Raw genomic sequence first — 24,386 nt, 5'->3', positions numbered from 1 at the left:
AAAAAAACCGCCTTCCTCTTTGTCGGAGGAAGGCGGTCAGTTGGTTTGTTTTATCTTTATTTACACCATACGATTACTTTCCTCCGATATCTATGCCGGTGGTAATAATGGTAATAATAATGGTGTTGCTGTTATACATATAATTTCTTATCGCACTAAGGTCATGGCAAATAAAGTAGTAATATTTTAAAATAGCAAGCACAACGCTATTTTATTTTTGAATATTCGTCGGCATAAAGCGCTGGCTTAAATCTTTTTGCGAGATTGCCTGTAGCCAGCGCCGGATCAATATCAACCACCATTACACCCGGAACGCCATAAGGCTGATACGCCAAACAGGTACCATCAGGCGCTATTACTGATGATGCCGAATCGGGATAGCGGGTGGCATTATTAACGCTGGCAAAGTAAATAGTGTTCTCCAGGGCGCGCATCATCATAGCCTTTTCATAGTAAGGGCTGCTCATGCTGCCCCATTCAGTTGGCGTGGTGCCGGTGATATCACTACCGCCAAAATGCGGGTGAAAAACCACATGCGCCCCATTGCGTGCCGCCCAGCGTACTGACTCCGGGTAGCGGAAACCTTCATGGCAAATAGTGATGCCAAATTTCAATCCGTTTACTTCAAACAGTTCGCGTTCCGTGCCAGGAATCCATATATTGTCTTCCGAAGGGTCGAGCTGATTTTTGGTTTGATAGCCCAGCACCTCGCCCTGTGCCGATATTACGTAAGCTACATTATATATGCCTTCGGGCGTGTATTTATCCATCGGTATAATAATGGCGATGTTATGCTGAGAGGCTATCTTACAGACTCTTTTCAGTGCGGCATCCATTTTCTCGGACGAGCCTTGTTCCGGCTTAAAGCCCGGCATCGGGTACCCCGGAATATAGGTTTCGGGGAAACAGATAATTACAGCTCCCTGGCCAGCGGCCTGCTCAGTAAGTTGTTCGAGATTTAAAAGGGCTTGATGAATACTGCCCGGAAAGGGCGGCGAGGCTAAGGCGATCTTCATGTTTTGCTTTAGTATTAAAGCTCTTAAAGTTAGCTGTTTTTGGCAACTGACACAATTTTTATAGCAGGCAAATACAAATACCTAACTTTACCGCGATAATGCAGGGATTAATTACAAAATCAACCGGGAGCTGGTACCAGGCGCAAACGCCCGACGGACAACGTTACGATTGCCGTATAAAGGGCAAGTTCCGTATAAAGGGTATTACCACTACCAACCCCATTGCCGTTGGCGATGTGGTTGATTTTGAATTGGAACCCGAGCAAGGCACCGGGGTGATCACCAATCTGCATCCGCGTAAAAATTATATCATCCGCAAATCCATCAACCTGTCAAAACAAGCGCAGATCATTGCCGCCAATCTGGATCAGGCCTTGCTGGTGGTAACCCTGGCCTCGCCGCGAACCTCGCTGGGTTTTATCGACCGCTTTTTGGTTACCGCCGAAGCCTATGATATTCCGGCTAAACTGATCTTTAATAAACTCGACCTTTTTAGCGACGAAGGCTTGGAAATATTACAGGCTTATAAAGCCATTTACGAGGATATTGGTTATCCCTGCTATGAGGTATCGGCGCTTGAGGGTACTAATATTGACGCTGTACAGGCTTTGCTCAAAGATAATATCACCCTGATCTCCGGTCATTCCGGCGTAGGTAAATCAAGTTTGATCAACCGCCTGTTGCCAGACCTTGACCTGCGTACACACCAGATATCTGAATGGAGCGATAAGGGCATGCACACCACTACCTTTGCCGAAATGTTTGAACTGCCGCAAGGCGGATTTATTATTGATACGCCCGGCATACGTGAGCTGGGTATCATCGATATTGAGAAACAGGAGCTCAGCCACTTCTTTCCCGAAATGCGGGAGCGTATGCACGATTGCCGCTTTAATAACTGCCGACATATTAATGAGCCTGGATGTGCCGTGCTTGAAGCGCTTGAAAACGAAGATATAGCGCCCTCACGCTACGAAAGTTACTTGAGCATTTATAACGGCAATGATACTCGCAGTTAATAGGCTACTGTACTGACTGTTAAATTATGCGCCCTATCTGTTTTTATATACATTGAACCCTGCCAAATTACCCGCCCGATAGTTAGTAACAAGATTGTTAAATGAGCCGGATTTTTAATTTTTGGTTCATTTGATAGCGCTATAAGTTAATAAAACCACCGGTTTTATGCTGATTGGCGCAAATTTGACTGTTTACTAAGAACTTTATTGAGATAAGCCCGATTAACGCTTGTGTAACAATACTGTATGACAACATTTTTTAACATTTTTTAGTTAAACATTTGCATAAACAAACATGCATTAACCCAATTTTAATAATTACAAAATAATACACACCCCCAAAAAATGATGAAACGATATTTACTGATGCTGGCCATGATGTTTGCGGTAACGCTAACTACCTATGCGCAAACAGGCCGGTCGGTTAGCGGAACAGTGATAGATTCTACAAAGCTTTCAGTGCCCGGCGCAAGTGTAAAACTTACCTCGGCAGAGGGCGACAGCGTTGTAGCGGCGGCGGACATGAACGGCAAATTCAACTTTCCATCAGTAAAAGGCACTAAAATAAATGTTACGGTAACTTCCATCGGTTACCAGGTATTGCTTAAACATTACTCGCTTGAGGCGGGTACCGAACCGGTATCGTTAGGTAACATTATGATCCAGGTGCAAAATAACCAGCTTAACCAGGTGAATATAGTAGGTGCGCCCAACCCGGTAACGCTTAAGGAGGATACCGTTGAATACAAAATAAGCACCTACAAAGTGCGCGACAATGCCCCGGTTGAGGATGCCATACGCAAAATGCCAGGTGTTGATGTTGATAAGGATGGTAACGTTTCTGCCCAAGGTAAATCAGTTACCCGGGTACGTGTTAACGGCAAGGATTTTTTTGCCGGCGACTTAAAAACAGCAACCCAAAACCTGCCTGCAGACATTGTGGAAAGCGTGCAGATTATTGATGATTACGGCGACCAGGCTAACCTTACCGGTGTTAAAACGGGTGAACCGAATAAGATATTGAATATTAACATCCGTAAGGATAAAAACTACGGCTACTCTTTACAGGCAACTGCCGGTGAGGGTACCGACGCGCTGCCAAGTAACGAGGCTAATAATGCCAACCGTTACCTGGGTAATGTAAACTATTTTAAATTTAAAGGCGATCAGCAAATATCCGTTTTAGGCAACCTGAACAACACCAACTTAAACACGTTTAGCTTCGGCGGATCAACCGGCGGTGGTTTTGGCGGCAACTTTAATGGCGGCGGCAGGGGCGGCGGTGGCCGTGGTAACGCCCTGCGTGGTGGCGGTGGCAGCACTACTACCAATGCAAACGGTATTACAGATGCTAAATCATTAGGCCTTAACTTTAGGGATCAATGGGGTAAAAATGTATCGGTTTACGGTAGTTACAGCTTTAACGATAACAGTACGTTTACCAACAATTCATCGTTACAGATAAACCGTTTCCAGAACCCGAGCACCAGCAGCTCGAACAGCCGCGAAACCAACAGCCCGTTAAATCACCGTTTTAATTTTAACGTGGAGTGGAAACCCGATACGGTAAACTACTTCAAGTTCACGCCGTCTTTCTCATACTCGCGTACTAACACAGTGGGTACCGAGGATGTGGTTTATACCCTTGCCGATAGTGCCCGTGCAAGCGCTAACCAGTCTTATACCGTTAACTCATTAACCAATACAACATCGCCAAGCTATGGCATCAATGCGTTATATAACCACAAGTTTGGCAGGCGCGGCCGTAACTTCAGCTTAAACTTAAGCTGGAACACCGCCAAGAACGATCAGTTTGATAACCCCATATACAACTATACCGCGGGTACACCAACTACACCATTAAACCAGCGCATTAATACTAATAGCCGTACTACTACCTGGGGTGCCAACTTTGCTTACATGGAGCCCTTGAGCAAAGTATCATTCCTTGAGCTTAATTACGCTTATAATCACTCTAACACCAGCAGTGATAAATTGACGGATACCTTAAGCTACACCGGTACCACGCCACCAACCAGTTATAACGATGGCGACTTTAACCGTTATGCGCTGTTGAGCAATAGTTACGATTATACTTTTACCACCAACAGAGTAGGGCTTAACTACCGTTTGGTTGAAAGTAAATATAACCTGACCGCCGGTTTCGGTGTGCAGCCGGCCTCGTTAAAAGGCAACTCGATAAATGCGCCGCAAACCGTTAAAAACACTTTTAACTTTATACCTACCGCGCGCTTTGTTTATAACTTTTCGCGCAGCAAATCAATCAATTTTAATTATAACGGGCAAGCCAATCAGCCATCGTTCAACCAGTTACAGCCGGTGCTCGACCTGTCGAACGCTTTGTACCCGGTGTTGGGTAATCCTGATCTGAAACCATCGTTCACTAACACGCTCGAAGCGCGCTATAACAACTTTAGCTTTGAGACAGGCAATGTTTTCTTTACCCGATTTGCTTACACCACTACTATGGACCAGGTGGTATCGCAAACCACTACTTACTCCAGATTTACTGAGGCTACGCTGGCGGCAGATCCATCGCTAAAAAACCTGCAGAATACCAACTTAACTACTTATCGTAATGCCGATGGCTATTACCAGTTAAGCGGTTTTGGTGTGTTTTCAAAACCATTTGCCGAGCGTAAATACACTTTGTTCCTGAATGGTAACGTTTCTTACAGCAACAACATTGGTTACTCAAACAGCGTGGATAGCTTGAACCGCGCATCAGCTTTCGAGAAGAATATCTCTAAAAACCTGGTGTTAACTCCCGGTGTACGTTTCAGGGTTAATATCGATGATGTGATGGATGCCGAGGTGAACAGCAGCTACGCCATAAACCGTACGGTTAGCGCTATCGGTAATAACCCATTGCTAAATACCAATGCCCGTACATTAAACCTGGGTGTTAACGGTAAAAACTATTTCTGGAAAGATTGGACGCTGTTTTATGATTTTACCCGATCGATAAATTATGGCTATAACGTTGCAGTTACCAATCCTAACATCCTGAATGTTTATGTGGAACGCCGTTTCCTGAAAGATAATGTAGCTACCATACGCCTGTCAGGGCTTGACCTGTTGAACCAGAACCGGGGTTTTACCTCAACTGATAATGGCACTATCACCACACAAAGTAACGTGAACAGGCTTAGCCGCTATGTATTGCTTACCTTCTCTTTAAGGTTACGCAAATTTGCAGGTGGTGCGCCATCACAAGGCGGCCGCGATTACCGTCAAGGCGGCGGTGGCCCGGGAGCAGGTGGGCCGCCTCCGGGTGGCGGCCCAATGTAATGGTCGGAGTAAATTATATAAGTAATAAAAAGTGTGGCGTGCAGAGATTATTTGTGCGCCACTTTTGCTATGGTAGATACCAGGTCGTCCAGATCAAATGGTTTTGCCAGGTAAGTTTCGGCGCCTGCTGCACCTGCAAGTGATTCAATATCGCTGTTTGCAGAAAAATATACTACCGGAATATTTTTCAGGTCCTCGTTTTCTTTAAGGGTGCGCGTAGCTTTTATGCCGCCGGTGTCGGGTATCCAGTTATCCATCAAAATTACATCCGGCATAATAACTGAAACACGGTTAACAATATCATTGCAATCCTCAAAAGTATGCACGTTCCAGCCGTGTTCTTCTAAAATGTACGAACAGATGGAAAGAATATCGTTATCGTCATCAAAAATTATTATAGTTTTCGCCGGGTCGCTCATTTGGGAATACGCGCAATTTTAATTTTTGCACAATTATAATATTACTATGCCAATAAATGTTTTAACAACAATAAAATAAAGTTGTAAGCATTTTGCTTATATTAAAACCATGTTGCTGAAAATGGGCAATAAGCCGATATTTGGAATAGAATTAAACGTATGTTGTTAGCGCGGTATCAGTATGATTTGCTTGAAGCGGGGTGTGATGAGGCAGGCCGTGGTTGTTTGGCTGGGCCGGTTTTTGCTGCCGCGGTAATTTTACCTGCCGATTTTGAACATCCGCTGCTCAATGATTCCAAGCAACTGCCCGAAGATGCCCGTTATAAACTGCGCGACGAGATACAGCAAACTGCTTTAGCCTGGGCGGTAGCATCATGCTGCAACAAGGAGATTGATAGCATCAATATCCTGAACGCTTCTTTTTTAGCCATGCACCGGGCAATTGAGCAGTTAAGTATTACACCCGAATTTCTAATTATTGATGGTAACCGCTTTAACAAATACGGTACCACGCCGCACTTTTGCATTGTAGAGGGCGATGCCAAGTATTACAGTATCGCGGCTGCATCCATACTGGCCAAAACCTATCGCGACGATTATATGAAGCTGATCGCTGCCGAACACCCGCAGTACGATTGGCACAGTAACAAAGGATATCCTACCATAAAACACCGCAATATGGTTTTGCAAAACGGCCATACGCCATACCACCGGCTAAGCTTTAAAGTAACAGAGCCGCAGCTAAAGCTCAAGTTTCAGGATACATTGTAATGTTGCCTGTGTTATAAGTTTTTATGTAGATTGAGTGTCATACTATAGGCGCGCTATTTGTCTGTTTGCTTCAATTACGATATTTTTATCCCTGTAAACCTTCTTTTTCTGTTTTGAATATTTTGATACTGACTCACCGGGCTTTGTTTCCGCAAAACGGCGGTTACCCTATTGTGGTATATAATACCATACGGGGATTGCTTGCGCAGGGCCATCAGGTAACGTTGATATCCTTAGATGAAAAGCAGGTAACAGATCGCCATTACAAATCAGACGATATACTGGATAGTATCACCTACCGCCACTGCAGCGTAAATACTGATATCGGTTTTTTAAAGGGCTTTACGAGTTTGTTTACCGCGGCTGTACCTTTTATTGATAAGTATTTTGATGAGCGTGCCGAAAAGTTACTGATTGATGAATTGCGTAAAACCGATTACGATATTGTGCAATTTGAGGGCTTGTTCGTAACGCCATATCTTAACGCGGTAAAAAAATATTCAAAAGCTAAAATAATTTACCGCGCCCATAATATAGAGCACCAGGTATGGCACCGCATAGCGCAGCGCAAGGCCGATCCGTTTAAGCGGATATACCTGATGTTGCTGGCCAAGCGGATAAAGGACTATGAGATTAGTCAGCTAAGCCGGTTTGACGGCATCATCGCCTTTACCGATCAGGATAAGAATTGCATTATTGAGTACGGGGCCAAAGCCCCGGTAGAAATTTTGCCCATCAGTATCGAGTTGGATAAATATGCGCCATGTACCGAAAAAACGGAGTTCCCAAGCCTTTTCTTTTTAGGCTCATTAGGCTGGATGCCCAACCTGGAAGGTATTGAGTGGTTTATTGATAATTTTCATGCCGACCTTACAGAGGGTGATTTGCGCGTTCGCTTTTACCTGGCCGGTAATGATATACCCGAAACATTTGATGATTACGAGGTGCCCGGTAAAATATACATCCAGGGCGAGGTTGATGATGCGCTGGAGTTTGTAAACAGCAAAGCTATCATGATTGTTCCGTTGCTTTCAGGCGGTGGTATGCGGGTGAAGATTGTTGAGGGTATGGCCATGCAGAAATGTATTATCTCTACATCATTGGGAGCTGAGGGGATTGATTATACGCACGGCCAGAACATCATTATCGCCAACACCCGTACCGAGTTTTTAAATGCGATTAAGCGTTGCATTGCCGATGAGCAGTATTGCCGCCGTATTGGCGAAAACGCCCGCAAGCTGGTTGAGGAACGCCACAATGTAACAGCCGTTACCAACCGCCTTACCGGCTACTACAGCCAATTGATCAGGCCTTAAAAATCAGGGTATTTTTACTACTTTTGCGGCATATTAACTGAAATGAAAAATACCGCATTAACCGATATACATATTAAGGCGGGCGCTAAAATGGTGCCTTTTGCCGGTTACAATATGCCTGTACAATACGCCGGCATCAATGCCGAACATGAAACCGTGCGCAAAGCCGTTGGCGTTTTTGACGTAAGCCACATGGGCGAATTCATCCTGAAAGGCGATAAGGCGCTTGACCTGATACAGCGTGTAACCAGTAACGACGCCTCAAAATTGTATGACGGCAAGGTGCAATACTCATGCCTGCCTAATGAGGACGGCGGTATTGTTGACGACTTGCTGGTTTACCGTATTGACGAAAAAACCTATATGCTGGTAGTTAACGCCTCGAATATTGAAAAGGACTGGAACTGGATATTAAAATTCAATACCGAAGGTGTTGATATGAAAGATATATCAGACCGTACCTCGCTGCTGGCCGTGCAAGGCCCTAAAGCAGCCGAAGCCCTGCAAAGCCTGACCGATATCGACCTGGCTTCAATGGAATACTACACCTTTAAAAAAGGCACCTTTGCAGGTATTGATAACGTGCTGGTATCAGCAACGGGTTATACCGGTGCGGGTGGTTTTGAGATCTATTTTAATAACGCCAATGCTGAAGCTATCTGGGATGCCATTTTTAAGGCAGGCGAGCCCTTCGGCATTAAGCCGATAGGTTTGGGCGCACGTGATACCTTGCGTTTAGAGATGGGTTTTTGTCTTTATGGTAATGACATTGACGATACTACCTCACCGCTTGAGGCCGGTTTAGGCTGGGTAACTAAATTCAGTAAGGAGTTTACCAACTCGGCAAACCTGGCCGAGCAAAAACAGGCCGGTGTAAGCAAAAAGCTGGTAGGTTTTGAAATGATAGAGCGCGGCATACCTCGCCACGATTATGAGATAGTTGATGCCGAAGGCAACAACATTGGCCGGGTAACATCGGGCACGCAATCGCCGTCGCTGCAAAAAGCGGTTGGCTTAGGTTATGTGGCCAACGCCTTTGCTAAAGAAGGTACCGAGATCTATATCAAAATTCGTGATAACAAAGTAAAGGCTAAGGTTGCCAAACCTCCTTTTTACAAATAGTAGTATTTCCCCGAGTTGACTGATCAAACAAACAGCGTAACGCAAAGCAGGCCAAAGTTAGCGGTTTGCCTAACCCCGGCCCTGCTGCCGCTTTACAAGGTGGAAGAATATATTGTTGTGGTGATCGATGTATTTCGCGCCACAACATCTATTTGCTACGGTATTGAAAACGGTGCCGAAGCCATCATCCCCGTATCGCAGGTGGAGGAATGCGCCGCTTACCGTGAAAAGGGCCTCAGCTACCTGCTGGCTGCCGAGCGTGATGGCCAGGTGGTTGCCGGGTTTGATTTTGGAAACTCACCCTTTTCGTACACTGCCGAAAAGGTTGCCGGAAAAATAGTTGTACTCACCACAACCAACGGCACGCACGCGCTGCACCTTTCGCGCAGTGCAAAGCAGATTGTTATCGGCTCGTTTTTAAACCTGACGGCCTTGTGCAGCTGGCTGAAAGATCAGCATGAAAACATTTTGCTGGTATGCTCGGGCTGGAAAAATAACTTTAACCTGGAAGATACCCTGTTTGCCGGTGCCGTGGTTGAACAGCTTAAAGGCTCCGTACACCGCACAGATGACCCGGCCATTGCCGCAAACGACCTTTATCAGTTAGCGAAGGACGACCTTGCCGGCTATCTCAGCAAAACATCGCACAGCGAACGCCTTAAACAGCTGGGCATTGAAAAGGATATTGCCTTTTGCCTTAATGTTGATTTAACCACCGCCATCCCCGTTTTGCAGGGCGAAAAACTGGTTAAGCTAAGCGTTTAACTGGCCTGTTGTTTCGCACGTTTAGCGTTGCGGCGTTTTATTAACCGGCGCACAACATACACAATAATTGCCGCCGCCAGCCATACCGGCCACAAAGTAATCAGTCCGAAGAATAATGTTACTGCGATATCAACACTGTCGCCTATCGCTTTTTGCCACCTGTAGCCAAAGCCCTGGCCGTTATCTTTGGATGATTGCTGTGTGTAAAAGGTAATATTTAACGAGCTGAAGTCGATTTGTTTACTCAGGTAATTGAGTTGACCCTGGTTGCTTTCAATTTCGGTGCGTACGTCATTCAGCTTATTCTCTATCTCGAGTACATCGGCCATTTTACCGGCTTTGCTTAATAGTTCGAGGTAACGTTTTTCCAGCGCCTTTTTATTGTTGAGGCGGGTGGTAACGTCAATATATTCGGTAGTAACATCTCTTGAACGAATGCTTTTTGATTCTATCCTGTCGCCCGCGGATGTAATGTCCTTTAAAAAGCCGTCAAACTTAGCGGCCGGGATGCGCACATCCAACGTATATTCGTTACGTTTTTCGTAACTGTTATTGGCCTGCCGCTCTTCATTCACGTAGCCGCCAACGGCTTTCAAGGCATCCGTTACCCGTTTGCGCGCCTTGACAATATCGTTGGTTTCAAAGCTGATATCACCTTCCTTAATGATCTTTTTTTGTATAGATGACGATGGTTCCGGCGTTGCTTTTAATGACTGATTAGCTACCGGCGGCTCAGTTAAAACAACATCGTTAACTGTTAAATTTTCAGCTTTATCGGCAAAACCGTACGAAACTCCTTTTTTATCCTGGCATCCGGTAATAACTAATGCCGCTATAGCGGCAAGCGCAAATTTTTTCATATCCTTCTATTTTAGTTTCTCATTGTTCTTGTGCCTGTCGGCATCGCGGATATTCTTTTTGTCCAGGTTTTTTGACAGTGCATCAGTAAGGTCAATACCGGTTTGGTTGGCCAGGCAAATCAGTACAAACAACACATCGGCCATTTCATCAGCCAGGTTAACCTCTGTATCTGATTTTTTGAATGATTGCTCGCCGTATTGCCTGGCCATAATGCGGGCCACTTCACCTACTTCTTCCATTAAAATGGCGGTATTGGTTAACTCGTTAAAATACCGCACACCTGTTGTTTTTATCCAGCTATCAACAAGATGCTGCGCTTCCTTAATTTCCATAAATCAATATTTAATTTTTTTCAGGGAGATGTTTATTCCTTCACCTTGGTATCGATGGTGATCGTTACAGGGCCATCGTTTACCAGGCTTACCTTCATATCCGCGCCGAAAATACCGGTTGCCACAGTTTTACCCGTTAGCTTGCTTAACTCCGTTATCATTTGCTCGTAAAGCGGTATTGCCTTTTCAGGGCGTGCAGCCCTGATAAACGACGGGCGATTGCCCTTTTTAGTTTGAGCGAACAGTGTAAACTGCGAAATAAGTAAAATACTGCCGTTAACATCTGCCAGCGCTTTGTTCATCAGGCCGTTTTCGTCGCTAAATACACGCATATTGGCAATTTTTTGGGCAAGCCATTGTATATCCTCAACTGTATCGGCGTCCTCAACGCCCAATAATACCAAAAAGCCTGTGCCGATTTGCCCGGTTACCTCTCCGTCAACCCGGCAGGCCGCTTCGCTAACACGTTGTAATACTGCTCTCATGCTACAATATTACAACGTTTACGCTCAAGGGTTGTAGATAAATAAAATTAACCTATGGTAAAGTTATCGATTTAGCTTTAAACAGCGTGTAGTAGTTTAACTTAATAACAACTGTTTATAAACTTATTGTGAAAAACCGGCAACAAATACAAATTAAAAATCGTTAATAGATTAAATATCAATCCTATGGCAAAATTAAGAGCATCCTTACATTCACGGGTTCACAAATGGATCGACAAGGTCGGTTTCAGCCTTAACTCTCAATCAAGCAAAGATAATGTTACTACTAAGCATTATTTTTTCGAAACATTTAACCTAATAGAAAAAGAAAAGCAGGATGATCCGGCGAAATCAAAGTACCTGTGTTTTGATGTTTACGGCGAAAAAATACCGGTGCGTTCACTGCTTGATCTGCAATCCGCATTTTTTGACAATTTGAGCAAGCTTAAATAGGCGCCTCTCAAATTCGTCGCCTCAAGGTGAGCACAACCATTTCGGCTTTACCGCTATGGTATATTTCAAGCAAAACGGTGCGCTCATGCTTTGATTTAAAAATATTGTCGATCTCTTCCAGGCTCATCCTGTATACAGGTTTAAAATTAACTGATACAATCTCATCCCCGCGTTCAAGTCCAATCTCATAGCCGGATGAGCCTGGCTCTACTCTGCTTATAATTACGTGCTGTAAGCCCGGCCCCGAGGCGTAATACTCAATGCCCGTCATGTCGTGCTCAAACGGTTCCCTGAATTTAGCAGCCTTTTTGAGATAGACGGCATTTCCGCTATAGTCAAACGTGATTTTAAAACGCTTTAATATTTCCATCCCAATGTTACCGTCGCGCGGTATGGAAGGTCTGATGTTGGTGTTATTACCATCCGGAAATGAGGTAAGCGGATAGTGTATTTTGTAAGTACCCAGATCGAGCTGTTTAGCGCGGGCTATAAAACCGGTAATGGGGCCGTTGAGCCCAACGCCTAAATTGGCGGCAATAAATTTATCAGGCATACCTTTTTTCTGTATCAGGTAATCCAGCGATAGCGCATGCCCGGCGCCCAGGTCAACAAGCAGTTTGTTGAGGGATGACGATCCATCAGGCAAAGTAACTTTTGTAAAGATGTAAGGCTTTTTCTCTTCAATAACCATCGGTATCCTGTCGCCTTTTTTCCTGATGCGGTTAATATCTTTAGGACGGTAAATGTTTAATGTGGTATCGGCCAGGTTGATCTGTACAACCAGGTTATTGAAAAATTCATACCCGATTAGACCGTGTATGGGCATGCCTACAAAGCCCGAAAGATTAAGGTTATCCGTTTTTAAAATAGCCGCTGATATACCGTAGCCCTGCGTTCCGGCAATCTTCACGTCAATTTGGCCTGTAATGTATGCCTGTGCATCATCGCCATCGCCAAGGCCGGGTATCTTCACCAGCCTTTTATAATCAATGTTGAGCGAATCAACCAAGTTAGGTTGCGTGATCAGCATTAGGCCTACGCCGGAGTCGAGTATAAAATTGTACGGCCCTTTGCCGTTTATATTTACCGGGACGATTACTGAATTACGTACAAAGCGAAACGGAATAGAAAGTTTTTTTCGGGATGCATCAAAATCAAAATGCTGCGCGCGGGCAATACATAGCAACCCGCACCAAAAAGTAATGATACATAGTGCGACGCTGAAAAACCGCCGTATAGATAAAGCCCTAATCAATCTGTTTATAACCGGTACTTAAATTTACGCATTGTACCTGCCATTAAACAAATTAATTATCAGGATTTTGAATCGTCCTTACATTCGGGGTTGTCTTTATCGTCCGTATCGCATTTAAGTACACCATCCAATTCCGGGTTTTGCAACGGTAATTCACTGGTTTTAGTTTCATACTCGGTTTGCCTGATTACTACTGCATAAGGCGCGGGTTCAATACGGCTGCCACGTGCTTCAGCATAAACCTGGGTAAATTCAGCACCTATATATAAGATGGCAGCGGTATAATAAATCCAAACCAGGATCACGATGATAGAGCCGGCGGTGCCGTAGGCTGAGCCCTGCGCGGTATATTGTATGTACAGGCTGATGATGTATTGGCCTATGATAAACAGAATGGCCGTGAATATGGCACCCGCCCGAACGTCCTTCCACTTGATCTTGACATCAGGCAACACTTTGAAAATGATACCGAACAATACGGAAATTACCAGCAGCGTTACGCCAAAATTTATGGCAAATATAAGGGTTGTGCCCACCACGGCTGATATATCGTTCCCCAACACTTTGGGCAGCCAGGCTTCAATTTTATCACTAATAGCGCTGATGATGATGCTCACCACGAGCGAAGCCAACAACAAAAAGCCCAGGCTTACAATCAATGAAAAGGACAGGAACCTATTTTTGAGCAAACGTACCCAGCCCTTTTTTGGCTTGGCCTTAACGCGCCATATCAGGTTAAGCGAATCCTGTATCTCCAAAAATATACTGCTTGCACCAAGCAACAGGGTAGCTATGCCTACAACCAGACCTATACCGCTTTTACCCGCTATATCCTGCGATTTGATAGTAGCCTTGATTTGCTCTGTAGCCTGAGCGCCCACATATTGCTGTAACTGATCGTACAACTCGTTACGGTTACCGGCATCCTTTAAAAATATACCGGTTAATGCAAGCACCAGGATAAGCAGCGGAGCTAACGAAAATATGGTATAGTAAGCGAGCGAGGCGCTCAATTTTAAGCCGTTATCATTACCAAAACTACTGAAAGTGGCCAGGAGTACTTTCCATAACTGCTTAAAGTATTCTTTGCTAAACATTTTCATAGGCAGGCAAAATGTGTTTTGTTAAACCTTAAAGCTAACAGCACCATAAATGTTTATGTTTTGGCAAAATGTAATTAGGGGCTTTTTAAATGCCTGAAAACAATGTTATAATGCTGTTACAATTGGTTGAAAGGAATGTTCAGTAATTCAAAATTCTGCCAGCCTGTATAATCAAAATGCCACCACTCGCTGCTGTATACCTTAAAGCCGTGGCGCTCCATAACATCGCGGAGCAACTTGCGGTTATTGAGCTTTTTCAGCGGGAGATTATTATAATTTGCTGATGCATGTGGCGTAAAGCTATCATAGCCTGTAGGCATTTCCAGTTCAAGTTCAGTTTTAAGGTTGATAAGGGTAAGGTCAACCGCGCAGCCGCGGTTATGGCGGGAGCCTTTTCGCGGATCAGCAACATAAGTGGTATCGGTGGCTATTTCGTAAAACTTAACGGTAATGGCGTACGGCCGGTAGGCGTCAAAAATTTTTAAGCCAAGCCCTTTTTTATTAAGCTCCGCCTGTACGGCTTTTAAGGCTTCGGCTACGGGCAGCCTGGCAAAGGCCGCAGCTTTGTTGTATACAGGGCGACCAGTGAAATTATTGGCGGTTGCGTATCGAATGTCAAGCACTACGCCGGGTATAAACTCTTTTAGGTTTACCAATCGTTTTTGAGGGTGGGCGGCTACCTGCTGTTTATAGGCATTGTAACCGGTTACCTTGCTACTGTCGATGTATTTGTAAACCTGCGCACGGGCATTTGTAGTCAGTAAACAAGCCAAGCTGATTAATAAAAGCAGCCGCATGGTTATCAGATGTTGGATACAATCAACAGATCCAGATCCTTACAAGGAATATTAAAACGATCGCCTAAATGCTTGTTGGTGAGATGACCCTGGTAAATATAGACCGCATTGCGCACACCTGTTTTTTGCCAGATCACATTTTTAATACCGCCCTGGTCGCCGATATCAACCAGTATCGGGGCGAATATGTTGGTGAGCGCATATGTAGCGGTACGCGCTACACGTGAGGCTATGTTTGGCACGCAATAATGCGTTACGTCGTACTTGCGGAAAACAGGGTTGGTGTGGTTGGTTACCTCGGATGTTTCGAAGCAGCCGCCCTGGTCAATGCTTACATCAATGATAACCGAATCGCGCTTCATGCGGCTTACGGTTTCCTCGCTTATAATACACGGACTGCGGCCTGCCTGCGCGCGCAGCGCACCGATGGCTACATCGCAGGTGGTAATGGCTTTCTCGAGCACAATAGGCTGCACAACCGAGGTAAATACCCGGCTACCTATGTTATTCTGCAAGCGGCGTAGTTTGTATATCGACGGGTCAAAAACCTTTACCTCGGCGCCTAATGATATGGCTGTACGCGCGGCATATTCGCCTACTGTGCCTGCGCCTAATATCACAATTTCGGTGGGGGGAACGCCCGTAATACCGCCAAGCATCAAGCCTTTCCCCTCAAAAACATTGCTCAGGTATTCAGCAGCTATCAATATTGAGGTGGCGCCAACAATTTCGCTCATGGCGCGCACTACGGTCAGGGTGCCGCCTTCGTCGAGCAGGTGCTCAAAGCAAAGCGCGGTAATTTTTTTGTTGAGCAAGGCTTGTAGTACTTCAGCCTTCATGGTGGCAGGCTGCAGGGTCGATATCAGCAACTGGCCCGGTTTCATCAGCTCAATTTCGGCCAGGGTAGGCGGGGCTATCTTGATGATGATGTCAGCCTCGTAAACGGTTTTGGTATCATATACTATACGGCCGCCCTGTTCGCTGTAGTCCTTATCCAGGAAGTTGGCTGCTTTACCTGCATTGCTTTCCAGCATTACATCATGCCCGTTATTTACCAGCAACGCTACCGAAAGCGGCGTAAGCGGTATGCGGTTCTCCTGGAAAGAAACTTCTTTAGGTATACCTATGTAGAGCTTGTTCTTGCGGGTTTTAACTTCCAGCATTGATTCCTGGGTTTGCATCAATGCCTGCCGTGCCACATCGCTAAAACCGCTGTATTTACCTGAACTCATTTGGCTTGCAATAAATTTACGGATGTTGAAGATACAGATTTAAACAATAATCGCACCTAAATATTTTCAACCACAAGCTGTCGCCGGTTGTCATCTAAAGCGGTTATAGACACGCGGGTGTAGTGCTCAGGCAGCAGATCAGGTATTTTTTCGGGCCATTCAATAAAGCAGTAATTGCCCGAGTAAAAATATTCCTCATAGCCCATATCCAACGCTTCGCTTTGTTTTTTGAGCCGGTAAAAATCAAAATGATAGGCTTTGCCAGAAGGGATTATGTACTCATTCACGATAGAGAATGTTGGGCTGGTAACCGCCTCGGTAACGCCAAGCGCGGCAGCCAGCTCTTTTATCAATGTAGTTTTACCCGCCCCCATATCGCCATAAAAAACAAAAATCTTGCTAGTGCCGGCATGAGAAATTAACTGGCGGGCAGCATCGGGTAATTCGCTTAGCGATGTAACGTTGATTTGCACTTTAATTTTTTTGATAAATAACAAGATCAAGCTGACCAACTCTCCTAAATCCTTTGTCAGCGGTGATTAACGGAGTATTGAAGGTTATAGCTGATGCAGCAATATACTATCAGGCAGTTTCAATCTATACTTCTTCCTGATAGCAATTGTGTTTGCTTTAACCTCTTCATCAATATTTACCACATAAACAGATCTGATAAAGTCATCGAGAATTGCTTTTGCCGAATCATCATTCTGATGGTAAGCATATAATTCCATCTCCGTTATTACAGAGATGGATATACTTTGATCTTGCAATAATTCTGAAAGTGTAGCATCACCATTTAGTAAATAAATACAAATATTAGTATCAATAAAGATATCAGTTCCACTCATTTCTCAGCTTTTTCTGAATGGTCAATCCGTCTTCGTCAGTTTTTAATACACCACAAAATTTTTGAGCGTCAAACTTTTTTACGACTTTCCTGTCAGCAAGAGCCTTTTTAAGCTTACCAATATCTTTATTAGTTTTTAACGTAAGTACCATACTCAAATTTAAGCAAAAAAGCTTAGAATTATTTAGGCCCGTAAGTAGCTATCGGAATGATCATCTCTTCTAACGAAATGCCCCCGTGCTGGAAGGTTTCGTTATAAAAATTCACAAAATGGTTGTAATTATTCGGGTATACAAAATAGCCATCATTTTTAGCGAAAACGAAGCTTGAGCTTACATGCAGCTTAGGCAGCATGGCATCGTGCGGGTTGCGTATATGCAACACATCCTTGGCATTAAAGTTAAGGTTCCGTCCCTGCTTGTAACGCAGGTTGGTATTGGTATTACGGTCGCCGATGATCTTGCTCGGGTTTTTTACCTTAATGGTACCATGATCTGTAGTAATAATTACCCTTACCTGCTTTTGCGCCAGGTACTTCAACAATTCAAACAGCGGCGAATGCTCAAACCATGATAGCGTTAATGATCGGTAAGCGGCATCATCGCTGGCCAGTTCGCGTATCATCTGCATATCAGTACGGGCATGTGATAGCATATCCACAAAGTTATACACCACTACGTTCAAATCGTTATTCATCAGGTTGTTAACCGACTCGTTTAACGATCTGCCCTCGTCAAGGTTCAATATCTTGTGGTATGAATACTTACACTCCTTGCGCAGATTGCGTTTAATGTTGTCACCCAAAAAGTCGTCCTCAAAAAGGTTTTTGCCACCCTCGTCCTCGTCATTCTGCCATTTATCCGGAAAACGGCGCTCCATCTCCAGCGGCATCAGGCCCGAAAATATGGCGTTACGCGCGTATTGCGTAGCCGTAGGCAAAATGCTAAAGTAAATATCCTCTTCTTCCAGCCTGAAATATTCAGATATCAGCGGGTTAATAATGCGGAACTGATCGTAACGCAGGTTATCTATCAATATAAAAAACAATGGCTTGCCCTCACCGTCCAGTTTCGGGAACACCTTTTTCTTAAATAATTGCGGTGAGCTGATGGGGCCGCTTTCCGGATTTTTAACCCAGTTTAGGTAATTTTTTTCGATGTATTTACAAAACTGCGTATTGGCCTCGGCTTTTTGCAGGGTCAGAATTTCGTGCATGCCCGCATCTTCCAGTTGCTCCAGTTCAAGCTCCCAGTAGATAAGTTTTTTATACACGTCTATCCATTCCTGGTAGCTCAGGTTATCGTTCAGCGTCATGCCCAGCGTACGGAAATCCTGCTGGTAAGCCATGGTTGTTTTCTCAGTAACCAGGCGTTTGTTTTCAGTCAGTTTTTTTATGGTGAGCAGTATCTGCTTCGGGTGAACCGGCTTTATCAGGTAGTCATCAATTTTGGAGCCGATGGCATCCTCCATCAAATACTCTTCCTCGCTTTTGGTGATCAGCACAATCGGCACATCATTGTTCAGGTTCTTTATCTGCGATAGTGTTTCCAAGCCCGTAAGGCCGGGCATGTTCTCATCCAGAAAAACCAGGTCAAAGTAACCGTTCTTAAAGGCTTCAACGGCGTCGTTACCGCTGGTCACGGTGGTTACTTTATAACCCTTTTCATTTAAAAAAAGTATATGGGGCTTTAACAGGTCGATTTCATCGTCGGCCCATAATATGGTGGTATCCTGCATCGTAATATTATTTAGTTGGGTTATAACCTTATTTTCGGGCTTTTGTTGTTTGTAAATAGGCGCGTTAACAAAAAATAACAAATATACGATACTTTAGTTAAGCATATTTAACACATTTGCACAGTTTTTTAAGGCATTGAATAAAAAGAAGATCATTAACGATCCGGTATACGGATTCATCAGCATACCTGAGGGGCTGGTGTTTAAACTGATTGAGCACCGTTACTTTCAGCGGTTACGTTACATCAAGCAATCGGGCATGACACATATGGTGTATCCAGGCTCCATACATACCCGTTTTCACCACGCGCTGGGCGCCATGCACTTGATGGGGCTCGCTATTGAAACTCTGCGCAATAAAGGACACGAGATCAGCGAGGCAGAAGAAGAAGCTGTTACTATTGCCATATTGCTGCACGATGTTGGGCACGGCCCGTTCTCGCACGCGCTCGAGAGCACCATTGTGCAGGGCATAAGCCATGAGGATATATCATCCTTATTAATGAACCGGCTGAATGTTGAGTTTGACGGGCGGCTTAATATGGCTATTAATATATTTAACGATACCTATCCCCGCCGTTTTCTGCATCAGTTGGTATCAGGGCAGTTAGATATGGACCGGCTGGATTACCTTAACCGCGACAGCTTTTTCACCGGCGTAATTGAGGGTATGGTAGGCAGCGACCGTATTATTAAAATGCTTAACCTGTACGACGGGCAGATAGTGGTGGAAGAAAAGGGTATTTATTCTATTGAAAAATTCCTGATCGCCCGCCGCCTGATGTACTGGCAGGTATACCTGCATAAAACGGTTATAGCCGCCGAGCAGGGTTTGAATAAAATACTGGTACGCGCACGCCAGTTGGCGCTTATTGGTAAAAAACTGTTTTGTACACCTGCGTTATGCCATTTTTTGTACTATGAAATCAGCAGGGAGGCGTTTATTCACAACCCGGAACACCTGGAGATATTCGCGCAGATGGACGATACCGACATCATGTCGGCTGTAAAGGTTTGGGTTAATTGCGATGATGTTATTTTAGCTACCCTGTGCCGCAACCTGGTTTACCGCGATCTGTTACATGTTGACATTACCAACAGTAAACCGGATGAGTTGATGGTAAACAACCTCCGGCAAAAAGCATCCGTATATTACAACATAAGCGAAGAAGAGGCCGCTTTTTTTGTGTTTACCGATACTGTACTGAATGATGCTTACAAGGTTGACGATACCAACATACGCATATTGATGAAGGATGGAAGTGTAAAGGATATAACCGCCGCCAGCGATAACGCCAACCTTACCGCCTTAGCCAAAACGGTTACCAAGCACATACTGTGCTACCCTAAACAATTGATATAAATTATGAACGTTTGTATTATTTGTTGCTTTAATATTAACATATAACTTTGTGCGATGCAATTTACTGCCCAGCAGATTAGCTTATTATTGAACGGAACTGTTGAAGGTGATGCTTTGGTAGCGGTTGATAAACTGGCTAAAATTGAAGAAGGCACCCCCGGATCGCTTTCATTTTTGGCTAACCCTAAATATGAGCAGCACCTGTATACTACGGGCGCTTCGGTAGTTATTATTAATGAGGATTATGTATTAACCGGCCCGGTAAGCGCTACGCTGATACGGGTTGAGAATGCTTACAGCGCTTTCTCGGTTTTGCTGGAGCAATACAATACCATCAAACTAAACAAAACCGGCATTGAGCAGCCGAGCTTTATACACCCCACCGCCAGGGTGGGCAACAATGTGTTTATAGGGGCATTTGCCTACATTGGTCCGAATGCAACCGTAGGCGACAACAGCAAGATATACCCCAATACCTATATAGCCGACAATGTTACCATCGGTAGTAATGTTACCTTATTTGCTGGTGTAAAAGTTTATTTTGACTGTGTTGTAGGTGATAATGTAATTATTCACTCCGGCGCGGTTATCGGCAGCGATGGCTTTGGCTTTGCGCCAAACGCTGACGGCTCCTATAAAAAGATAAGCCAGATAGGTAATGTAATTATTCAAGATGATGTGGAGATTGGCGCCAATACGGCGGTTGACCGTGCTACTATGGGCTCTACCATCATACGCAAAGGCGCAAAAATTGATAACTTGGTGCAGATTGCCCACAATGTTGAGGTTGGGCAAAATACGGTTATTGCCGGGCAGGCGGGTATATCAGGCAGTACCAAAATTGGCGAGCAGGCGGTTATTGGCGGCCAGGTAGGTATTGCCGGGCATTTAACCATTGCCAAAGGTACACAGCTATCGGCACAAACCGGTATCAACAGCTCTATAAAAGATGAAGGTAAACAATGGGGCGGCTCACCTTACCTGCCTTATAAGGACTATTTACGCGCGCATGTAAACACGCGCCGCCTGCCCGGGCTTGAAAAGCGCGTGGCCGAATTAGAAAAAATGATTGCTGAACTGCATAACAACAAAACATGAGTGCAGTTAATGTTAACTATATGAACGTAAAACAACGAACTATTAAATTGCCTGTATCTGTTTCAGGTACCGGTTTGCACACCGGCGAAAAGGTTACCATGACCTTTAACCCAGCCCCCGAAAACCATGGCTATAAATTTCGCCGAGTGGATGTTGAAGGGCAACCGGTAATTGATGCTGATGTAGATAACGTTACCGACACATCGCGCGGAACCACCATATCGCAAAACGGCGCAAGCGTTAGTACCGTTGAACACGTACTGGCAGCCCTCGTGGGTTTGGAGATCGATAACGTATTGATTGATCTGGACGGCCCCGAAACGCCTATTATGGATGGCAGTGCCATTGAGTTTGTTAACGCCCTAACCGGCGGCGGTTTTGTTGAGCAGGATGCCGACCGTGAATATTATCATATTACCCATAATATACATTACACCGAAGCCGAACGTAAAGTGGAAATGGTGGCCATGCCGCTTGATGATTACCGCTTTACCTGTATGGTTGATTATAACTCGGATGTACTGGGCAGTCAGCATGCCAGTATATCAACCATTAACGAGTTTACCAAGGAGATAGCCTCATGCCGCACGTTCTGCTTTTTGCATGAACTGGAGATGCTGTTAAAGCACAACCTGATTAAAGGCGGCGACCTTAACAATGCCATTGTTGTTGTTGACAAACAGGTTGACGAGGAAGAATTGGCACACCTGGCCAAACTGTTTAACCGTAAGGACATCAAAGTTGCGCCGCAAGGCATCCTCAACAATATTGAACTACGCCATCAGAACGAGCCTGCAAGGCACAAACTGCTGGACATGATAGGCGACCTTGCCCTGGTTGGAGTTCCGCTTAAAGGGCACATCATGGCAGCAAGGCCGGGCCATGCGGCAAACATCGCCTTTGGCAAAAAAATTAAGGCACTCATAAAAAAAGAACGCAGCAAAAAACACCTTAAGGTTTACGATCCGAACATGAAGCCGCACTATGATACTGTGCAGATCATGGACATATTGCCTCACCGTCAACCATTTCTGATGGTTGATAAGATTTTGGAACTAACCAAAACTCACGTGGTAGGTTTAAAAAACGTTACCATGAACGAGGATTTGTTTATGGGGCACTTTCCGGGTGCGCCGCTTTTCCCTGGTGTTTTGCAGATAGAGGCTATGGCACAAACTGGTGGTATTTTGGTGCTGAACACCGTGCCTGATCCGGAAAACTACATTACGCTTTTCCTTAAAATAGAAAATGCCCGCTTTAAAGATAAGGTAACACCGGGTGATACAATTATATTCCGCTGCGACCTGGTTGCACCTATACGCCGTGGCATTGCGCAAATGAAAGGCGTAGGTATGGTAGGCGAACGCGTTGTAGTTGAAGCCGAGTTGATGGCCCAGATAGTAAAAACAAAAAACAAAGATTAATACATGATACAGCCTTTGGCATATATACACCCGCAGGCACGCATTGCCGATAACGTGGTGATTGAACCGTTTGTAACCATACATAAGGATGTTGAGATAGGTGAGGGTACCTGGGTAGGCTCAAACAGCGTAATTATGGATGGCGCCCGCATAGGCAAAAACTGCCGTATATTTCCGGGGGCTGTAGTATCTGCCCCGCCGCAGGATTTAAAATATAAAGGCGAGCCAAGTACCGTTACCATTGGCGATAATACCGTTATCCGCGAATGCGTTACCCTTAACCGCGGTACCGCACTTGACAAAAACACCACTACCATTGGCAGCAACTGCCTGCTGATGGCCTATGTACACGTAGCGCATGATTGTGTGGTGGGCGATAATGTAATTATAGCCAATTCGGTACAGCTGGCCGGCCACATCAACGTGTACGATTACGCCTTTATTGGCGGTACATCGGCAGTGCACCAGTTTGTTGAGATTGGCGCGCACAGCATGATCTCAGGCGGATCACTGGTACGTAAGGATGTGCCACCGTATACCAAGGCTGGCCGTGAGCCATTGTCTTATATCGGTATAAACTCGGTAGGTTTACGGCGCCGTGGTTTCTCGGCCGAGAGCATTAATGAGATTCAGGAGATCTACCGTATCATCTTCCTGAAAAAATACAATGTTACCAAGGCGCTCGATATAATCGAAGCTGAGTTTAACCCAACGGTTGAGCGCGACGAGATTGTAAACTTTGTACAAAACTCCCAGCGCGGTATTATGAAGGGGTTTGGGATATAAGTTTCTGTCTTGAACCAGAGTTTACAGAATTGGAGAATAGGCAGAATTTTTTTGCATGCTTCTTAAATTCTTTAAATTATAAAATTCAGCAAGTTCCGGTTCATGACAAACTCTGTAAATTCTCTAATTCATAAATTCGGGTTCAAGACAAAATGAGCATCACCCTCAACGATATAGGCCGGCGGTTTAACCGCGATTGGATTTTCAAAGGGGTGAACTATAGTTTTGCAGCCGGCGAAAGCTATGCAGTGCTGGGGCCGAACGGTTCCGGAAAATCAACTTTGCTGCAGGTGCTTAACGGCAGTCTTTCCCCTTCAAAAGGTAAAATATCTTTTTCGCTTGATGGCAGCGATGTTGAAGCGGAGCAGGTTTTTAAACACTTAAGTTTGGCCGCGCCTTACCTCGAACTTATCGAGGAGTTTACTTTGGCAGAGGTAATCGATTTTAATTTCAAGTTTAAACCGTATAAACCTGGCATTAATCAGGTGGGATTGATTAACCTGCTTAATATGCAAAGCAGCAAAAACAAGCTGGTAAAATATTTTTCATCCGGCATGAAACAGCGGCTTAAATTGGCGCTTGCCTTTTGTTCGGACACGCCTATGCTGATGCTGGATGAGCCGACCTCTAATCTCGATACTCAAGGGGTCGACTGGTACCTTAGCCTGGTTGAGCGTTTTTCCGCCGGGCGTTTGACCATTATATGCTCCAACCAGGAGCATGAGTACAGTTTTTGCAGCAACTCCCTTAATATTGTTGATTACAAATAACTTAACATATTATATGAAGTTAACATTTATTTGATGTGTTACGCTTGTAGCATAAATAATTAACGGTGCGTATAATAGTTAAACCTGAATAAGCCATTACCGT

The 24,386-nt window shown here is 44.7% G+C and carries 25 protein-coding genes; 12 read left to right on the top strand and 13 right to left on the bottom strand.

What is annotated here, in order from left to right; translation table 11 throughout:
• Nucleotides 1-206: 206 nt before the first annotated feature.
• Nucleotides 207-1,016 (bottom strand): carbon-nitrogen hydrolase family protein, encoded by an 810-nt coding sequence (locus ABD960_RS17920; RefSeq protein WP_345333319.1) that lies wholly within the window; start codon nt 1,014-1,016, stop codon nt 207-209.
• A gap of 98 nt (nt 1,017-1,114) precedes the next feature.
• On the opposite strand from ABD960_RS17920, the gene rsgA reads away from it, so the two are divergent.
• Together rsgA and ABD960_RS17910 are read left to right on the top strand one after the other, a co-directional pair.
• Nucleotides 1,115-2,035, top strand: coding sequence for a ribosome small subunit-dependent GTPase A (gene rsgA, locus ABD960_RS17915; protein WP_345333317.1), 921 nt, complete (start codon nt 1,115-1,117; stop codon nt 2,033-2,035).
• 345 nt (nt 2,036-2,380) lie between these two features.
• Nucleotides 2,381-5,347: an outer membrane beta-barrel protein gene (locus ABD960_RS17910; protein WP_345333315.1), complete on the top strand. Its 2,967-nt coding sequence runs from the start codon at nt 2,381-2,383 to the stop codon at nt 5,345-5,347.
• Between the two features lie 47 nt (nt 5,348-5,394).
• Here ABD960_RS17910 and ABD960_RS17905 read toward each other — a convergent pair whose 3' ends face one another.
• Complete coding sequence (locus ABD960_RS17905; RefSeq protein ID WP_345333313.1) at nt 5,395-5,766, bottom strand: response regulator; 372 nt, start codon at nt 5,764-5,766, stop codon at nt 5,395-5,397.
• Nucleotides 5,767-5,925: 159 nt separating this feature from the next.
• Here ABD960_RS17905 and ABD960_RS17900 point away from each other — a divergent pair, with 159 nt between their 5' ends.
• The 4 genes from ABD960_RS17900 (at nt 5,926) to ABD960_RS17885 (ending at nt 9,740) form a co-directional block, all read left to right on the top strand.
• The gene (locus tag ABD960_RS17900; protein WP_345333311.1) at nt 5,926-6,537 is read left to right on the top strand and encodes a ribonuclease HII; all 612 of its coding nucleotides are present in this window, start codon (nt 5,926-5,928) and stop codon (nt 6,535-6,537) included.
• Between the two features lie 113 nt (nt 6,538-6,650).
• A complete protein-coding gene (locus tag ABD960_RS17895; protein WP_345333310.1) occupies nt 6,651-7,853 on the top strand; it encodes a glycosyltransferase family 4 protein in 1,203 nt (400 codons plus the stop codon).
• Nucleotides 7,854-7,895: 42 nt separating this feature from the next.
• On the top strand, nt 7,896-8,975 hold the full coding sequence (gene gcvT, locus ABD960_RS17890; RefSeq protein ID WP_345333309.1) for a glycine cleavage system aminomethyltransferase GcvT: 1,080 nt from the start codon (nt 7,896-7,898) through the stop codon (nt 8,973-8,975).
• A gap of 15 nt (nt 8,976-8,990) precedes the next feature.
• Entirely contained in the window at nt 8,991-9,740 is a 750-nt protein-coding gene (locus tag ABD960_RS17885; protein WP_345333308.1) for a 2-phosphosulfolactate phosphatase, read from the top strand.
• Here ABD960_RS17885 and ABD960_RS17880 read toward each other — a convergent pair.
• From ABD960_RS17880 to dtd, 3 genes are read right to left on the bottom strand one after another with little or no spacing between them, the layout of a single operon-like run.
• Nucleotides 9,737-10,600 carry a DUF4349 domain-containing protein gene (locus ABD960_RS17880; RefSeq protein WP_345333307.1) on the bottom strand — a complete coding sequence of 288 codons (864 nt, stop codon included), beginning with the start codon at nt 10,598-10,600 and terminating at the stop codon, nt 9,737-9,739. The genes ABD960_RS17885 and ABD960_RS17880 overlap by 4 nt on opposite strands.
• Nucleotides 10,601-10,606: 6 nt before the next feature.
• Nucleotides 10,607-10,933 carry a nucleotide pyrophosphohydrolase gene (locus ABD960_RS17875; RefSeq protein ID WP_345333306.1) on the bottom strand — a complete coding sequence of 109 codons (327 nt, stop codon included), beginning with the start codon at nt 10,931-10,933 and terminating at the stop codon, nt 10,607-10,609.
• A gap of 32 nt (nt 10,934-10,965) precedes the next feature.
• On the bottom strand, nt 10,966-11,418 hold the full coding sequence (dtd, locus tag ABD960_RS17870) for a D-aminoacyl-tRNA deacylase (protein WP_345333304.1): 453 nt from the start codon (nt 11,416-11,418) through the stop codon (nt 10,966-10,968).
• 186 nt (nt 11,419-11,604) lie between these two features.
• On the opposite strand from dtd, the gene ABD960_RS17865 reads away from it, so the two are divergent.
• Nucleotides 11,605-11,871, top strand: a complete 267-nt coding sequence (locus ABD960_RS17865; RefSeq protein ID WP_345333302.1) for a hypothetical protein — start codon at nt 11,605-11,607, stop codon at nt 11,869-11,871.
• 7 nt (nt 11,872-11,878) lie between these two features.
• Here the strand turns inward: ABD960_RS17865 and ABD960_RS17860 are convergent, their stop codons facing one another.
• The 8 genes from ABD960_RS17860 to porX form a co-directional block, all read right to left on the bottom strand.
• Nucleotides 11,879-13,057 carry an aspartyl protease family protein gene (locus ABD960_RS17860; protein WP_345333300.1) on the bottom strand — a complete coding sequence of 393 codons (1,179 nt, stop codon included), beginning with the start codon at nt 13,055-13,057 and terminating at the stop codon, nt 11,879-11,881.
• 128 nt (nt 13,058-13,185) lie between these two features.
• The gene (locus tag ABD960_RS17855) at nt 13,186-14,229 is read right to left on the bottom strand and encodes a YihY/virulence factor BrkB family protein (protein WP_345333298.1); all 1,044 of its coding nucleotides are present in this window, start codon (nt 14,227-14,229) and stop codon (nt 13,186-13,188) included.
• Nucleotides 14,230-14,345: 116 nt separating this feature from the next.
• Nucleotides 14,346-15,026 (bottom strand): M15 family metallopeptidase, encoded by a 681-nt coding sequence (locus ABD960_RS17850; RefSeq protein ID WP_345333296.1) that lies wholly within the window; start codon nt 15,024-15,026, stop codon nt 14,346-14,348.
• Nucleotides 15,027-15,031: 5 nt separating this feature from the next.
• Nucleotides 15,032-16,258, bottom strand: a complete 1,227-nt coding sequence (locus ABD960_RS17845) for an alanine dehydrogenase (RefSeq protein WP_345333294.1) — start codon at nt 16,256-16,258, stop codon at nt 15,032-15,034.
• Nucleotides 16,259-16,314: 56 nt separating this feature from the next.
• Nucleotides 16,315-16,731: a tRNA (adenosine(37)-N6)-threonylcarbamoyltransferase complex ATPase subunit type 1 TsaE gene (gene tsaE / locus ABD960_RS17840; RefSeq protein ID WP_345333292.1), complete on the bottom strand. Its 417-nt coding sequence runs from the start codon at nt 16,729-16,731 to the stop codon at nt 16,315-16,317.
• Between the two features lie 84 nt (nt 16,732-16,815).
• Nucleotides 16,816-17,106, bottom strand: a complete 291-nt coding sequence (locus ABD960_RS17835) for a PIN domain-containing protein (RefSeq protein WP_345333290.1) — start codon at nt 17,104-17,106, stop codon at nt 16,816-16,818.
• The gene (locus ABD960_RS17830; RefSeq protein WP_345333288.1) at nt 17,093-17,257 is read right to left on the bottom strand and encodes a hypothetical protein; all 165 of its coding nucleotides are present in this window, start codon (nt 17,255-17,257) and stop codon (nt 17,093-17,095) included. Before ABD960_RS17830 ends, ABD960_RS17835 begins: the two co-directional genes overlap by 14 nt.
• Nucleotides 17,258-17,285: 28 nt before the next feature.
• Entirely contained in the window at nt 17,286-18,842 is a 1,557-nt protein-coding gene (porX, locus tag ABD960_RS17825) for a T9SS response regulator signal transducer PorX (protein WP_345334478.1), read from the bottom strand.
• Nucleotides 18,843-18,978: 136 nt separating this feature from the next.
• Between porX and ABD960_RS17820 the strand changes: the two genes are divergently transcribed.
• The 5 genes from ABD960_RS17820 to ABD960_RS17800 all read left to right on the top strand — a co-directional run bounded on the left by ABD960_RS17820 (nt 18,979) and on the right by ABD960_RS17800 (nt 24,283).
• Complete coding sequence (locus tag ABD960_RS17820; RefSeq protein WP_345333286.1) at nt 18,979-20,205, top strand: HD domain-containing protein; 1,227 nt, start codon at nt 18,979-18,981, stop codon at nt 20,203-20,205.
• A gap of 54 nt (nt 20,206-20,259) precedes the next feature.
• Complete coding sequence (lpxD, locus tag ABD960_RS17815) at nt 20,260-21,303, top strand: UDP-3-O-(3-hydroxymyristoyl)glucosamine N-acyltransferase (RefSeq protein WP_345333284.1); 1,044 nt, start codon at nt 20,260-20,262, stop codon at nt 21,301-21,303.
• 20 nt (nt 21,304-21,323) lie between these two features.
• On the top strand, nt 21,324-22,727 hold the full coding sequence (locus ABD960_RS17810; protein ID WP_345334476.1) for a bifunctional UDP-3-O-[3-hydroxymyristoyl] N-acetylglucosamine deacetylase/3-hydroxyacyl-ACP dehydratase: 1,404 nt from the start codon (nt 21,324-21,326) through the stop codon (nt 22,725-22,727).
• Between the two features lie 3 nt (nt 22,728-22,730).
• Nucleotides 22,731-23,513: an acyl-ACP--UDP-N-acetylglucosamine O-acyltransferase gene (lpxA, locus tag ABD960_RS17805; protein ID WP_345333282.1), complete on the top strand. Its 783-nt coding sequence runs from the start codon at nt 22,731-22,733 to the stop codon at nt 23,511-23,513.
• A gap of 152 nt (nt 23,514-23,665) precedes the next feature.
• Nucleotides 23,666-24,283, top strand: a complete 618-nt coding sequence (locus ABD960_RS17800; RefSeq protein WP_345333280.1) for an ABC transporter ATP-binding protein — start codon at nt 23,666-23,668, stop codon at nt 24,281-24,283.
• Nucleotides 24,284-24,386: the final 103 nt, after the last annotated feature.

This window comes from Mucilaginibacter defluvii, assembly GCF_039543225.1.
Taxonomy (GTDB): Bacteria; Bacteroidota; Bacteroidia; order Sphingobacteriales; family Sphingobacteriaceae; genus Mucilaginibacter; species Mucilaginibacter defluvii.
The sequence above is the reverse complement of the archived record's forward strand: the minus strand, read 5'-3'. Positions and strand labels throughout refer to the sequence as shown.

Coding starts and splice junctions, on each gene's coding strand:
- dtd (WP_345333304.1), bottom strand. CDS start 11,418: ATGAGAGCAGTATTACAACGTGTTAGCGAAGCGGCCTGCCGGGTTGAC.
- ABD960_RS17835 (WP_345333290.1), bottom strand. CDS start 17,106: ATGAGTGGAACTGATATCTTTATTGATACTAATATTTGTATTTATTTA.
- ABD960_RS17800 (WP_345333280.1), top strand. CDS start 23,666: ATGAGCATCACCCTCAACGATATAGGCCGGCGGTTTAACCGCGATTGG.
- gcvT (WP_345333309.1), top strand. CDS start 7,896: ATGAAAAATACCGCATTAACCGATATACATATTAAGGCGGGCGCTAAA.
- ABD960_RS17865 (WP_345333302.1), top strand. CDS start 11,605: ATGGCAAAATTAAGAGCATCCTTACATTCACGGGTTCACAAATGGATC.
- ABD960_RS17855 (WP_345333298.1), bottom strand. CDS start 14,229: ATGAAAATGTTTAGCAAAGAATACTTTAAGCAGTTATGGAAAGTACTC.
- lpxD (WP_345333284.1), top strand. CDS start 20,260: ATGCAATTTACTGCCCAGCAGATTAGCTTATTATTGAACGGAACTGTT.
- ABD960_RS17900 (WP_345333311.1), top strand. CDS start 5,926: ATGTTGTTAGCGCGGTATCAGTATGATTTGCTTGAAGCGGGGTGTGAT.
- ABD960_RS17875 (WP_345333306.1), bottom strand. CDS start 10,933: ATGGAAATTAAGGAAGCGCAGCATCTTGTTGATAGCTGGATAAAAACA.
- ABD960_RS17880 (WP_345333307.1), bottom strand. CDS start 10,600: ATGAAAAAATTTGCGCTTGCCGCTATAGCGGCATTAGTTATTACCGGA.
- ABD960_RS17845 (WP_345333294.1), bottom strand. CDS start 16,258: ATGAGTTCAGGTAAATACAGCGGTTTTAGCGATGTGGCACGGCAGGCA.
- ABD960_RS17920 (WP_345333319.1), bottom strand. CDS start 1,016: ATGAAGATCGCCTTAGCCTCGCCGCCCTTTCCGGGCAGTATTCATCAA.
- ABD960_RS17830 (WP_345333288.1), bottom strand. CDS start 17,257: ATGGTACTTACGTTAAAAACTAATAAAGATATTGGTAAGCTTAAAAAG.
- porX (WP_345334478.1), bottom strand. CDS start 18,842: ATGCAGGATACCACCATATTATGGGCCGACGATGAAATCGACCTGTTA.
- ABD960_RS17905 (WP_345333313.1), bottom strand. CDS start 5,766: ATGAGCGACCCGGCGAAAACTATAATAATTTTTGATGACGATAACGAT.
- ABD960_RS17810 (WP_345334476.1), top strand. CDS start 21,324: ATGAACGTAAAACAACGAACTATTAAATTGCCTGTATCTGTTTCAGGT.
- lpxA (WP_345333282.1), top strand. CDS start 22,731: ATGATACAGCCTTTGGCATATATACACCCGCAGGCACGCATTGCCGAT.
- ABD960_RS17850 (WP_345333296.1), bottom strand. CDS start 15,026: ATGCGGCTGCTTTTATTAATCAGCTTGGCTTGTTTACTGACTACAAAT.
- rsgA (WP_345333317.1), top strand. CDS start 1,115: ATGCAGGGATTAATTACAAAATCAACCGGGAGCTGGTACCAGGCGCAA.
- ABD960_RS17910 (WP_345333315.1), top strand. CDS start 2,381: ATGATGAAACGATATTTACTGATGCTGGCCATGATGTTTGCGGTAACG.